Here is a 12,771-nt window from a genome sequence, read left to right on the forward strand (position 1 = left end):
CACGTTGTTCCGGCGTCCGTGTATCTGCCGGGCGTCCCCGGCAGTCCAGACCGCCTTCATAGCAGATTCCGATACTCGACGCATTGAATCCTTTTGCATGTGCCCCGATGCGTTCGATGGGACGAGTGAGGAGTGTTGTCCCGTCTTTGCGGATATAGTAGTGATAACCTGTTCCGTTGAATCCCCGTCGTCGGTGCAGCGTCTCCAGATCAAAGGCCGTCAGTGTCCGGTCCACCCGTGTTGCGGAACAGTGGATCACGATTAAATCGATCTTTCTCATGATTCGTCAGATTTGGTAAATCCCCGGTTTATGATTGCCTTATACGGTTGGGTCCGGAGCTTCTTCGTCACCGTCATCGGGATCCGGTTTGGGTTTGGGGTTTTCCGGATCGGTCTTGTCTCCTTCGCTGTTTTCCGGTTTGTACTTGCTGAAGTCCAGCGTTTTCAGTGCGTCTTTAATCTCCTTTCCGGGGCGGAAGCGGACACGGGCACCTTTGATCAATCCTTCTTTCACGTCCTTCTGGACGAGTACGCCGTTGCTGCGCAAAGTGACATAAAACGAACCGATATTCCCCAGGCGGACGATCTCTCCTTTCTTGAAACTGTCGATCATTTCTGTCTGCAGGGCACGCAGCACACACACTACGTCTGCCCAGTTTACGGTACTCGAACGCTGGATGCGTTCCGCCATTTCATCTATATCGATCTCTCCGCTCGATTTGGCGAGAGCGTAATATAGGTCCGGTTTGTCTTTTTCCATCATGTTCTTGCGGAGCACGCTGGTGAATGAAAATACTTTTGCCATTTCTTTACTGGTTTTAAGTTCTTGAATAAATGATAATAAAGTGTTGCGTCACAGGTGGTTCCTTGCTTGTGACATGACAAAAGTACGGTAGTGGGGATGGGCGATGTCTGTATTTGTCCGCAGGTGTCCGCAGATGTCTTTTTTTATCTGGAAATGTCTGCGGATGTCTGTTCTTGTGGTGGTTTGAGGCCGGGATTAAAAAGAAATTCCCTGATGCGAGCTGAATAATACTGTTCAGTTCACATCAGGGAATGGAACGATTCGTTCCTGATTGGGGTTTAGGACTATGTTATGCTATGTCTTATTCTTTATTGTCTATGTCTTGTAGGTCCCGGCTAAGTTTGTTTTCCAACTCTTCGATACTGGGAAGTCCGGATTTGATATCTTTCGGCAGGGCTTGACCAAGTTCATAATCGGAGATTCCTATAGGTTTATGTACATCCCGTAAGGCATATTCCGCCATAATCTGGTCTTTGTTTTGACAGAGTAGCAGTCCGATGGTCGGATTGTCTCCCTCCCGGCAAAGGATATCGTCTACAGCCGAGCAATAGAAATTGAGTTTGCCGATATATTCGGGTTGAAATTCTCCTCTCTTAAGTTCTACGACCAGATATCTATGCATGAAGGCATTGTACATAAGAATGTCAATGTAGAAATCTTTTTCTGATACTTCGATATGGTATTGCCTGCCCATAAAGGCGAAGCCTGCACCCATTTCGACGAGAAACTTCTCGATATGTTTTATAAGGCCCAGTTCAATATCTCTTTCGTCGTACTCTTCGGTGAACGTAAGCATATCAAAAATATAGGGGTCTTTTAATGTCTCTTTTACTTGCTTGGCTTGTATTTCGGGAAGAGTGGTGTCGAAGTTACTAGCCAATGCTCCGTGAGAATGGTAATAGTCTTGCTTGATTGCCTCGATAAGGAAATCCCGGCTCCAACCGTTTTTCAGGCATTGGATCATGTACCAGTAGCGGGCTTTTATGTCTTTAGTGCGTTGCATTAAGGTTATATTATGTGACCAGCCTAATTTGCTGATAGGTAGGACTATTTCATTATTGTTCAAATACGAAACGGCCCGTTTCGTATTTGTAAGTTGCTGATTATATTCATTATAGAACTGTATCATGAACTGGCAGTTCCTGACAGAGAATCCTTTCATCTCCGGATAATCATTCTTCAAGTCATTGGCGAGCTTCTCCAGGGCATTGTTTCCCCAACCTATTTGTTTTTGACTCTCGGACAGTAGTTTGCCAATATCCCAATACATTGAAAGCATTTCTTCATTGGCTGTGTAAATCGCCTTTTTTTGTGCTAGTAGTACTCTTGCTTTTACTTGTTTGAGTAGATATGCATAGTTGAATGCATGGTTTTGATTTTCCATTTTGATTTCGTTTGTTCCGCTAAAGATACTACTTATTATTGGTTAATCGCTCCCCCTGTTCTAATTATTTTCTTTGCTTGTCTGTATTTGTCCGCAGGTGTCCGCCGATGTCCTTTTTTATCCCCAAAAGTCCGTATTTACTTCAATAAATAGCACTGATTATTTTACAAAACGAACTTTTATTAGTACCTTTATACCATTATAAAATGCTAATAAAATGAGATTATGAAAGAATTAATTGAAGAGAAAAAGTTTGAAATGAGAGCCTATGACAAAGTAGAGCTGGCTCTGCTTTATTGTCCGGGACGTTCGGCAGAGTCAGCTCTTAAAACACTGATGAGATGGATCAAGCAATGCCAGCCGTTGATGCAGGCGTTGGGCGGCATCGGATATAATGTGCGGCGGCATCGTTTCCTGCGTCAGGAGGTGGAACAGATTGTCCGTCATTTGGGCGAGCCTTGAAAAAAGAGAGAATGAAGTTCTTTATCTCTGCTGCTGTTCATACGTCTACTTCCGGTTTCCAGTATATCATTCAGCAGATTGTTGTACTTCTCTTTCTCTCTTCATGTATATGTCTTTCTTCTTTCCAGTACTTGATGGAGGCAGTTTCAGTACTTCTTTTCCCTGATTCAAGTACTTGTACTTCTCGGTTCTTGTACAACCTTTGCTTCTTTCTTGTACTTGTTTCCGGTACGTTTCTGAACTCTGTCGTTACTTCGATGTACGTTTTCTATACCAATTTATCGGGCGTTTTCCGTTACTGCCACTGCCAACTGCCACTTAGCGCTTATTTGTCAGTGAATTCTTTTATTCTGATATATTTATCTGTTTGTTTCTCAATGTATTTTAGCTCGATGAGGCTTTTTAGATATCTACAGGTACTTCGTTCGCTGATACCTTCTGTCAGTGCTTTCTCTTTAATCTGTTTGTAAGTAAAAATCCTAGGTAGGCTCTCTACGACCGACCGGATTCGGAAGTATGACTGCATAGGCTGAGGTTTCATTTTCTCTCCCGGCAGTGAGGAGGCGACCAGCAGACTGTGGTTGAGGATGGTTTGTACGATCTGCATGGAGGCATGAAAATCCTCGTCTGTACAGATGTATTCCTTCATCTGCATGGCACCTTCATACTTGCGCAGGGCGGTGAAGATGGAAGCTATGCGTGCCACCATCAGTGCGCCACGGAGTACGATAGAGCCCGGCGCGTCCGCTTGTTCGCTGGCCACTTCGTTGAGCAGACAGTCGAAGTAGGCGGTATGTTCCTCCCATTGTCTGTCGCTCAGCGTGACTTCCGTAGGAGATTGTTGGAAGAAGAAGTACATCTCCAATACTTCCTTGCCGAATCCCTTGTAGAGTGTGATATAATCTTCCTGTCCTTTGATGGGGGCCGCCGAACGGTATTTCCATCGTGCTCCGCAGGTGTAGATACCGAAACGGCAGTAAAGTCCGTTTTCCAAAGAGCGGATAAAGTTGGCCAGTTGGCTGGGGGTGCCGGACAGGCAGAGTGCCAGGCGCGGTACTTCTGCGCAGATGAGTTCGCCGTCTACCTTATAGTCCGTGGCTACCGGTTCATGATGGTAGGCGGCACGGAACACATCGTCGTGCTTGCCGTAATCCTGCTTGATGGCGCCGGAGATCATGTCCAATTCGGTAGCACAGATAATGAGTCCGAGGTCTCCGTTGATTTTCAGCCGGCGGATAATTTGGTTTCTGGAAGTGCTGGGGGCACCGCAGAGGTGGTAATATTCCGGTGGTTCGGGCATGGGAGCAGGGGAGGCTGCTGTAGATTTCGTCCCTTTTTTGATTTGTTGGTTGGTTCGTTCCCATTCCGTGAGTTCACGGTCGTAGGCATCCTTTTTCCGTTTGTTTTCTCCTTTCAGATAATTCTCGATTTCTCGTGGGAGCATGTTTGCCAGTGTGAGAAGTCCTTTACCGGTGGCGGGGGGAGCAATGATCAGGGTGTAGAGCTGCGGACTGTAAGGACGCTGGTCGAAACTGATGCGGACTTGTGGCAGGCATCCGCTCAGGTTGGCGATCAGTCCTAGAAGCAGTATATCGCGTTCGCGTTTGCTGCGTGCCGGTTTCATGGCTCTTTTCAGAAAGTCGGGAAGATGGTCGTATACTTGGTTAGGAATGCAGGGAGTAGATCCTCGTAATTCTTCATTTTTTATGGACAACTCTTCTTCTTTCCCCGATTCATTTCCCACAGAAACAGGCCTAAAGGTGTCAGTTGTCAGTGTTGGCAGTGAATTGTGGGTCTCTTGGGGTGCATAAGATAGATCAACGTATTGATATCCAGCTGATAAGTCTTTTCTGAGTTCTTGCAGCGTGTAGCCGTTTCTCACGATCTCTACTGACATAACAGATGTTAATTTTTCAAGGTCTTCTTTTGAAAATCCCTTACGTCGTGCGCTTCTTCCCATTGCTAGCATAGACTCGTGGCGGTTGCCTTTCTGCCAGGGGTGGTAATGGGTGAAGTTACGGGCGAAGGTTTCGATGTATCCGCAGGCTTCGGTAGCGGGAGGGAAGGGGGAGGAGGAGCCGTTACTGGTGGTATAAGGGGTGCCGTTGCTGCCTGGAAGGTTTCTTTTATCCTTGATCAGGTTGGTTAACGAAGGGTCGGTGTCGAGTTCTTCCCTCCACGGATAAGGTTCGGGAGTGGGATTGTAGTAGGCGTCGGCATCCCATACGCAAGAACAGGGCTGGGTGATGCGGGCGCATTGTTCGTCGCACGGATGCCCGGCGATGCGTTCCAGTGTCTGCTGGCAGATGGCGTAGGCGAGAGGATACTCTTCCGGGGTGCGGGCATCGAGAAATACGACGACTTTGAGGCCTCTGTCGGAGATACTGGTCTGCGTGTAGGCCACGTAGGGGAGAGCACGGAAAAGGGCTTTGACGGCAGATGTCCGTTCGTTCAGGTGGTCGAGGTCGTACATGGCTAGTCGGCTCATCTTTTCCAGATTGGCTGCGGCATGGCTGCAATGCGGGCGGCAGATGCCCTCGATGATGACGACAGGCATGGCGTCTTTTACCATTTTGGCTTCATTGCTGCGGTCGGGACGGTCTTGTAGTTTGCGGTAGCATTCGGTCTGTGCTTTCCAAAGTGTGCCGATGGTTTGCAGATAAAGGTTGTACAGGGTGATTATGGTAGACTCTTTGCTCCAAGTATTTCTAAAAAAAGAAAATTGAAATTGTAAATTTTCGGTTTGTGGTAAGCTTTGCTTTTCCATACTATGTTTTTTTGTTTTTATTGATAAATGATAGTATGAGATAAAGAAGGGAGAATAGTGCTTTCACTATTTTATTGAGTGCAGAATAGTCGGTTCCTTAAGTCGGCTGCAAAGATAGACCGGGTGTAAGGAAGGGTGAAATGTTAAAAAAGTGATTTTCCTATGTGCTATGCTTGGTTTTTATCTGGTTACAACTACTTCAATGTCGTAATTGATGAAAAGTCCGCTTTCAATAACGCCCGTGATTGTTTTCAGCTGTTCTTCCAGCGAAGCGTCAATATAATGGAAACGGGTATCAAGGATAAAGTTTCCGTTTTCTGTCAAAATAGGACCGTCTTTTCCGTGGGCGGGGCGTAGTGATATTTCGGAGGCACCCAGTCGGCGCAGTTCTTTTTCGACGTATGACAGTGCATGCGGGAACACCTCTACCGGTATGGGGAATTTGCTTCCCAAGATATTGACAAGTTTGCTGGGATCGACGATAATGAAGGTTTTTCCGCTGCTTCTGATCAGCAGCTTTTCTTTGAACATGGCTCCGCCACGTCCTTTTATCAGGTTGCGGTCGGGGTCTACCTCATCCGCTCCGTCGAATGTCCAGTCGGGGCGTTTGTCCCAAAGGGTGGTCTGCGGGATGCCCAGTTGTATGCAAGTCATGGAGATTTCCTGAGAGGCGGGAATCACTTCCAGATATAGGTGCTCTTCGTGAATCCGCTTTGCCAGCTCAAACAAAGTGAGGTAGACGGTGGAACCGGAGCCGGCCCCTATCACATCGCCTGTTTTGGCTGTGGCGGCGATCTCACGTGCTACACGTTCTTTCGCTTCTCTGTTGATAATCTCATTGGACCATTGGAGGTCTTTGATCAGGTGATTTTCCCAGTTCATGGTTCTTGCAGTTTTAGAGTCTCTATTTATATAACGAATGAAAGGGAGTGTTTGGTTCAACAAAAACGGAAGAATTAAAAAATAGATGGATGATTGGTTGGAATATAGTTTTTAATATCTATATTTGTAACCTAAAGGTTTCTTTTTGGAACCTATGGGTGAAACTTAAAAATAAGAATATGGACTAAATTCTATGGTTATGGAAAATATTACGATTGAGAAAATGGAGATTAAAAGGTTTAATGCTCTTTTGATGCGGACGATTGTCGGTATGTTGTTTATGGGAGTATTAATGTGGGAGACATTTTGTCTTGATACTGGCAGAAAGGGATTTTTGGGAGAGACATGGTATATATTTGCATTTGCAGTTTTGCTGTATGTCGTTGTAGCGATAAGAGCTTCCGATATTTTGGAGAGAATAAAGAAAGATAAGAAATTAATGGGAGCATTAGATAGTGAAATATATTCGGACTATAATTCTAAGGCTTTGACAGCAGGCTTTTATGCAGCTATGCAAATGGGATTATTAGTTTATTGCTTTGGAGATTTTTTTAATCTCTCGGTACGTATGGGTGCTCTGGTTATAGTGGTGGTAGCTATGCTTTTCTCAGAAATAAGAAGATTGCTTCTGTATAATCCCTATAAAGATGGAAAATAAAGAACTGCTCAATAAAATAAAGGTCTACAGGGCGATGAAGAATATCAGCCAGGAAGAACTGGCTGTAGCCATTGGAGTAACCCGAAAGACAATCAATACGGTAGAGACCGGAAAGTTTATTCCCTCTACTGTCCTTGCGCTGAGGATAGCACGTTATTTTGGGGTTCCGGTGGAAGAAATTTTTGTGTTGAATGATGAAGCATCGTATTGAAATGATGAACTCTGCCTGACGGCTTTCTTTTACTTACAATATCAGCCAGATCGCTATGATATGCCCTATGCTTCCTCCCAAACAGAACAGATGGAACGTAGCGTGCATATATGGCTTGCGCAGCGAATAGAACACTGCCCCGATGATATACGAAACTCCTCCGCCTATCAGCCACCAAAAAGCCGGACCGGCTCCCATCTCTGCTAAATGATCCATCAAAGGCTTCATAGCCACGAGGATGCAGGCTCCCATAGCTATATAACAAGCGGTTTCCAGATTACTGTGTTCTTTCAGTTTCTTGAAACTCAGTATAAAACCGACGATAGCCGACAGCCAGACAAAAGAGAAAATTCCCCATCCCCAACCGCCTGCGTGCCTCATGACGAGCAGTGTAAACGGAGTGTACGTCCCCGCAATGTGCAGATAGATAGCCCCGTGATCGAATTTGCGAAGCAATTCCTTCAGCTTACCCGGACGGCTGCCGTGATACCAGGTGGAGCTGACATAAGAAGACAGCATGCCAAACAGGTAGACGGTTACACAAGCTACCGCCCACTTCGGTTCGGCACCCGCCGCCGCTTTCGCGAGCAGGAAATAGCCGGCTATGACTCCAAGCAGTATACCTGCTCCGTGACTGAGCGTGTTTGCCCATTCTTCGACGTTATTGTATCTTTTATTTTCCAATGTTTCCTTTCGGCTTTGGTTAGAGCCGCAAAGGTACACTTTTATTTTTTCTTGAAAGCCAGAGTGATTTTCTTTTTAATAGGTTGGGTTTTCTTTCTAAACCAGTTTTCCTTCGATGAAGGTGGAGCTGATTCGCGTTCAGCTTTGATTGATTTTATCAAAAACTCTTTCATCTGATTGGCTGGTGGGTATATCCATACAAATTCAGAGTCTCTATAACTTTGGTCAGCTTCCGAAAGAAAACTCCAATCTTCCGTGTCAAAGTTATAAAACCCAAGATTGGTTTCTCCGTGTTCGTCACAAGTCAGTACTATGACTGAAAACTCTTCTTCCTCATGTCTGGGAAGTTCTTTCTTTTTGTATATCTTCATATTCTCTTTATTATAATTTTGTTATTAAATTGTTTTGCTACTTGTTTTCGGAAATCAAGGAATAACGCAAGCTGGCTGACGTTTTCTTTCAGTGTCGGATTGCGTCCGTTGGAGTAATAAGGTATCTGGATGTCGGCATACGCCGTTGCGGTGGTGTCGGGAGCAAAGCTGGTCATGGTGAGCTCTTCCTTGGAGGGTTTTCCGTACTTCAGATTCGGTTTGATCGTGTTATCGGACTGCTGTGAAAAGGTAGTCGATAGCAAGCATAACAGAAATGTTGAGAATATGAATAGTCTTTTCATATCGAGTGTGTTTTGTCTTCTCCGACAAAGATAAAAAAAATAGAGAAAGGTGTGTCTCCTTTCTCTATTTTTATTTCAGTTATGCGGATAAAAGATTATACCAGGTGTCCGATCCACTCTTCGCGGTCGCCCGGAAGGAGGTCGATGACGGGGACTTCTACCATGGTGTAGCACCCCGGTTGCTGCTTCATGGAAGCGCGTGCCACGCACACAAGTACCTGTGCAGTCAGTGCCGGATTGTTGATGCGCATATTGAACTCGAACAGCTGATTCTGCGTTTTACCGGAAACTCCCTTGCGAGTCAGATTTACACCGTGTCCCATATCGAGCAGTGCGTCTACGCTGGGCACAAGTTTTACATGTGTCTCGTCGTTCACGAAGTAAGGGTCTGCCTTGATGGCTGCGGCTACTTCTTCAAACTTGTATCCGTCTTTCAGTTCGATATATACCATGCGGCGGTGGATTCCCGTTCCAGTAGGGATCGTCATGGAGAGGGCGGCTTTCACTCCGTCGATCGCTTTTACGGCTACGGTGTGTCCCATACTCATGCCGGGACCGAAGTTGGTGTAAGTGATGCCTTTCGGAGCGATTGCTTCGAGCATGGTGCGTACGATCGAGTCGCTTCCCGGATCCCATCCTGCGGAGATGATGGATACGGCTTTGTGCTCTTTGGCGGTGGCATCCAGCGTGCGGCGCAGGTCAACGATGCCTGTGTGGATGTCGAAGCTGTCCACCGTGTTGATTCCCATTGCCAAATATTCTTTCGCGTATTTCTCAACGCTGCGGGTCGGTGTGCAGAGGATGGCCACTTCCACTCCTTCCAGCTCTTTGATATCTTTGACTACTGCATAGTTTGCTAACTCTTCCGGCTTGTTCTCTGCTCCTGCACGACGAACTACTCCGGCTATTTCGAAATCAGGCGCTGCCTGTAGCGCTTCAAGTACATAGTGTCCGATATTGCCGTAACCGACAATAGCTGCTCTTACTTTTTTCATTCTTTTATTGGTTTTATATGAACATTTTTCTTTAATTCTGCCACAAAAGTAAACAAATTACTAGGAAGTTTTGTTTACTGCCTGCATTATTTTTAATTTTTTCACCTCTGACTGCGAGGCGGAAATGTTGCGAAAGTCTTTTCATCTGTGGTGAATTTGTCTTATCTTTGCTCACACTATGATAGAATATGTAAGAGGCGAACTTGCCGAACTTAGTCCGGCAACCGCAGTAATCGACTGTAACGGGGTAGGCTATGCCGCCAATATATCCCTGAATACTTATTCGGCTATTCAGGGGAAGAAAAACTGTAAGTTATATATCTATGAAGCTATTCGGGAGGACGCGTATGTGCTCTACGGATTTGCCGACAAGCAGGAGCGGGAGATTTTCCTGCTACTCATTTCCGTGTCGGGCATCGGAGGCAATACGGCGCGTATGATTCTCTCTGCCCTTTCGCCTGCCGAACTGGTGAATGTGATCAGCACCGAAAATGCGAACTTGCTGAAAACGGTGAAGGGGATCGGACTGAAAACAGCGCAGCGTGTCATTGTCGACCTGAAAGACAAGATAAAGACGATGGGAGCCACCGTGGCAGGAGGAAGCGCTTCTGCCGGAATGCTGCTGCAATCTGCCAGCGTAGAAGTGCAGGAGGAAGCGGTAGCCGCTCTGACCATGCTTGGCTTTGCCGCCGCGCCTTCGCAGAAAGTGGTACTGGCTATCTTGAAGGAAGAACCGGATGCTCCGGTGGAGAAAGTAATAAAACTGGCTTTGAAAAGACTGTAAAAAAGGTAGCAAGTAATAGGTAATAAGTAATAGGGCGTGGAGAAACTAAAACAAGCAACAGAATAATAATGAAACAAGGGAAAATTTATATGAAAGCATGGCTGGATCTTCATGGCCGTGCAAAGGTGTTGGCGACGGATCACTGGTATCTTGAATTTGCCAATCTTTTATTGCCTGTCGTCAGCGAATCTTATTTATATAAGTCGGAGACACAGGAAAGCCAGAATCAGGTGACTCTGATGCTGACTCTTTATCTGGAAGACTGTGTGACGGACGGAGGCAACTGGCGCCAGTTCATCCGTTGGCATAAAAGGAGTTACGGACGTTACCTGCCGTTTTATGAATTGTCGGAAGGTTATCTCACCGACGAGATCAATAAAGAGGATATCGCTTTCTTGCTGTGGGGAATTAATTCGCCGGTAGGCGATGACTTTGACGGTGTGGAGAATCCCTTGGATGCGGACTTGCTGGAGTTTGCCGATGTGATCTATGCGCAGTTGGAGGATGTTTTCGAGAAAGCGCCTATCAGCGACGGACTTGCCGGAGACTGGCTGATGGAATCGGAGCTGATGGAGAAGCAGCGGACTGCTTTGCCTGTTGCCTCGCCGGGCGATCAGTTGCCCGTGAATGTGGAACGCTTTCTGAAAGCGAGTGGTGGCGAGCCGTTGATGTTCTTCGATTCGTATGAGGCTTTGAAACTGTTCTTTGTGCAGGCCCTGCAATGGGAGGACGAGGAAGATGCTCTGTTGCCCGACTTGAAGGAGTTTTCGGATTTCGTGATGTACGCTAATCCGAAAGGTTTGCTGATAGGTCCGGACGTAGCCCGCTACTTTGCCGACAAACGGAATCCGCTGTATAATGCGGAAATGGCTGAGGAAGAGGCGTACGAACTTTTCTGCGAGGAAGGGCTGTGCCCGTTCGATCTGCTGAAGTACGGCATGGAACATGACCTGCTGCCGGAAGCGCAATTCCCTTTCGAGAACGGGAAAGAGCTGCTGCACGAAAACTGGGACTTTATTGCCCGCTGGTTTTTGGGCGAGTATTACGAAGGAGAATGATACTTTGTTAAGTTATGCCAATCAAAAAAAGTAACAATCCGTTCGCCGGAAAGGCGAAGCCTGCTGCCGGAAAAAAGAAAGGGACGGGGAAACGGATAGGTAAGTCAAAGGTGGAGAAGGCTAATAATCAGTTGAATAGGAGAGTGAAATAAGCCTTTGGAGACTGCGCCCTTTCTACCTGTCAGGCTACGCCGTTTTATGTAGGCAGGCTACGCCGTTTTAGGATGCTGGTTTACGCCGTTTCTCCAAGGTAAAAGGGTGCGAGCAAGAAAACAATGCTGCGTCTCTTTAAAGTTGGAATGAAATATCATTACTATTTGTGCCTAATGATAAGTCGGAGAACAGTCTCTTGAATTGAAATAAAAATCGGTAAGCGATGAAAAAATAAATGTGCTATCTCTGATAAACACAAATTTTCATCGCTTACCGTTTTTTACTTATCCTTTTCGGACTGCTTGATTTATTCTTCTCCGATAGCGCTTTTATCACTTTTCCGGAAAGCCGTTACTCCGAAAGAACCTTTATTCTTCGGCAGCTTCTTCCATCGCTTTCCGTTCTTTTTTCTTATTGATAAATCCGATTTTCAGATTGGCGTCTTCCTGTTCTTTCTTGATTTGCTGCATGGCGGAAAGGATTTTCGACAGTTCGTAAACGCCTGCTACTGCCTGTCGGTCGGTCGGACTCATCGTCGTTGTGTATCTACGGTCGCCGATAAATACCACACGGATATTCTTGTCCTTGTTGAGGTTCAGAAATTCGATCACGTTACCGTCTTCTCCCAATTTGTAATCGGCTTTTTCTATTTTCTCGTTCATATCCGATGTTTCGTAGCTGTCCTTCGAAGTCGGAGTTTCGGCAAAACTGCCGTCGGGAGTCATCACTTTGACGCCTACATGATGGATATTGCCGGCTCCGCAATAAATGGAAGTCATGCTCATAATTCCCTGCTCGCTCACTTGGAAGCGAAGGAAGGAACGATGGAGATTCTTCTCGATGGCTTGTGTAGGCCATATGTAGTTACCCACTTGCTGATATTCGGCATCTTTCTCCAGGGTGTACTTGCCTTTGATGGCGTCAAACGCTGCTTGCTTTGCCTGGAGAGCACTGTCCAGAAAGGCCAGAATCTCTTGTTGAGCCTTGAGTTCCACATCCAGCATCAATTCCTGACCGGCTTTGCGGGCCTCGAATGCTTTGGGATACAAAATCTTGATACTGTCGATTTGTGTCTTTGCTTCTTCGTAGTCGCCACGTTCGTAGGCAGCACGGGCAATCGTCAGTTTTTCATTGGCTTTTTTCTCGATGCCGTTTCCGCAGGCTGTCAGTGCCAGCGTGCCGCAAAAGAAGATAATCAGTTTTTTCATCATACCATTTACATTTTACTATTAGACGATTTGCGATGGAGATGGGA

Annotated in this window: 16 protein-coding genes; 6 read left to right on the plus strand and 10 right to left on the minus strand. The window is 46.2% G+C overall.

Annotation, left to right across the window (positions count from 1 at the left end; translation table 11 throughout):
- From DW640_RS07780 to DW640_RS07790, 3 genes are all read right to left on the minus strand, one after another.
- Positions 1-280 (minus strand): N-acetylmuramoyl-L-alanine amidase (locus tag DW640_RS07780; RefSeq protein WP_199610286.1); only part of this gene is annotated, 280 nt, incomplete at its 3' end.
- 39 nt (positions 281-319) lie between these two features.
- On the minus strand, positions 320-805 hold the full coding sequence (locus tag DW640_RS07785) for an HU family DNA-binding protein (protein ID WP_008766358.1): 486 nt from the start codon (positions 803-805) through the stop codon (positions 320-322).
- Positions 806-1,106: 301 nt separating this feature from the next.
- On the minus strand, positions 1,107-2,189 hold the full coding sequence (locus DW640_RS07790) for a YhcG family protein (RefSeq protein ID WP_008766357.1): 1,083 nt from the start codon (positions 2,187-2,189) through the stop codon (positions 1,107-1,109).
- Between the two features lie 225 nt (positions 2,190-2,414).
- On the opposite strand from DW640_RS07790, the gene DW640_RS07795 reads away from it, so the two are divergent.
- A complete protein-coding gene (locus DW640_RS07795; protein ID WP_008761123.1) occupies positions 2,415-2,651 on the plus strand; it encodes a DUF4248 domain-containing protein in 237 nt (78 codons plus the stop codon).
- 325 nt (positions 2,652-2,976) lie between these two features.
- Here DW640_RS07795 and DW640_RS07800 read toward each other — a convergent pair whose 3' ends face one another.
- Together DW640_RS07800 and rpiA are read right to left on the minus strand one after the other, a co-directional pair.
- Positions 2,977-5,418 carry a DUF3987 domain-containing protein gene (locus tag DW640_RS07800; RefSeq protein ID WP_062694608.1) on the minus strand — a complete coding sequence of 814 codons (2,442 nt, stop codon included), beginning with the start codon at positions 5,416-5,418 and terminating at the stop codon, positions 2,977-2,979.
- A gap of 180 nt (positions 5,419-5,598) precedes the next feature.
- The gene (gene rpiA, locus DW640_RS07805) at positions 5,599-6,300 is read right to left on the minus strand and encodes a ribose 5-phosphate isomerase A (RefSeq protein WP_008761124.1); all 702 of its coding nucleotides are present in this window, start codon (positions 6,298-6,300) and stop codon (positions 5,599-5,601) included.
- A 199-nt stretch (positions 6,301-6,499) separates the two neighbouring features.
- Here rpiA and DW640_RS07810 point away from each other — a divergent pair, with 199 nt between their 5' ends.
- Together DW640_RS07810 and DW640_RS07815 are read left to right on the plus strand one after the other, a co-directional pair.
- The gene (locus DW640_RS07810; protein ID WP_008766355.1) at positions 6,500-6,958 is read left to right on the plus strand and encodes a hypothetical protein; all 459 of its coding nucleotides are present in this window, start codon (positions 6,500-6,502) and stop codon (positions 6,956-6,958) included.
- Complete coding sequence (locus DW640_RS07815; protein WP_008761125.1) at positions 6,948-7,169, plus strand: helix-turn-helix transcriptional regulator; 222 nt, start codon at positions 6,948-6,950, stop codon at positions 7,167-7,169. The genes DW640_RS07810 and DW640_RS07815 overlap by 11 nt, the downstream gene beginning before the upstream one ends.
- 33 nt (positions 7,170-7,202) lie before the next feature.
- On the opposite strand, the gene DW640_RS07820 is transcribed toward DW640_RS07815, so the two are convergent.
- The 4 genes from DW640_RS07820 to DW640_RS07835 form a co-directional block, all read right to left on the minus strand.
- A complete protein-coding gene (locus DW640_RS07820) occupies positions 7,203-7,853 on the minus strand; it encodes a hemolysin III family protein (protein WP_032850333.1) in 651 nt (216 codons plus the stop codon).
- A gap of 41 nt (positions 7,854-7,894) precedes the next feature.
- Complete coding sequence (locus tag DW640_RS07825; protein WP_008761127.1) at positions 7,895-8,224, minus strand: hypothetical protein; 330 nt, start codon at positions 8,222-8,224, stop codon at positions 7,895-7,897.
- On the minus strand, positions 8,221-8,526 hold the full coding sequence (locus DW640_RS07830) for a hypothetical protein (protein WP_008761128.1): 306 nt from the start codon (positions 8,524-8,526) through the stop codon (positions 8,221-8,223). Before DW640_RS07830 ends, DW640_RS07825 begins: the two co-directional genes overlap by 4 nt.
- Positions 8,527-8,621: 95 nt before the next feature.
- On the minus strand, positions 8,622-9,521 hold the full coding sequence (locus DW640_RS07835) for a diaminopimelate dehydrogenase (RefSeq protein ID WP_008761129.1): 900 nt from the start codon (positions 9,519-9,521) through the stop codon (positions 8,622-8,624).
- A gap of 178 nt (positions 9,522-9,699) precedes the next feature.
- Between DW640_RS07835 and ruvA the strand changes: the two genes are divergently transcribed.
- From ruvA to DW640_RS23700, 3 genes are all read left to right on the plus strand, one after another.
- Entirely contained in the window at positions 9,700-10,305 is a 606-nt protein-coding gene (gene ruvA / locus DW640_RS07840; RefSeq protein WP_008766351.1) for a Holliday junction branch migration protein RuvA, read from the plus strand.
- A gap of 68 nt (positions 10,306-10,373) precedes the next feature.
- Positions 10,374-11,363, plus strand: a complete 990-nt coding sequence (locus DW640_RS07845) for a DUF3843 family protein (RefSeq protein ID WP_117577776.1) — start codon at positions 10,374-10,376, stop codon at positions 11,361-11,363.
- A gap of 14 nt (positions 11,364-11,377) precedes the next feature.
- A complete protein-coding gene (locus tag DW640_RS23700; protein ID WP_008766350.1) occupies positions 11,378-11,515 on the plus strand; it encodes a hypothetical protein in 138 nt (45 codons plus the stop codon).
- 369 nt (positions 11,516-11,884) lie between these two features.
- Here DW640_RS23700 and DW640_RS23705 read toward each other — a convergent pair whose 3' ends face one another.
- Positions 11,885-12,724: a hypothetical protein gene (locus DW640_RS23705; protein ID WP_199610302.1), complete on the minus strand. Its 840-nt coding sequence runs from the start codon at positions 12,722-12,724 to the stop codon at positions 11,885-11,887.
- Positions 12,725-12,771: the final 47 nt, after the last annotated feature.

The organism is Bacteroides sp. AM23-12, from assembly GCF_003434395.1.
In the GTDB taxonomy this organism is placed as follows: domain Bacteria; phylum Bacteroidota; class Bacteroidia; order Bacteroidales; family Bacteroidaceae; genus Bacteroides; species Bacteroides thetaiotaomicron.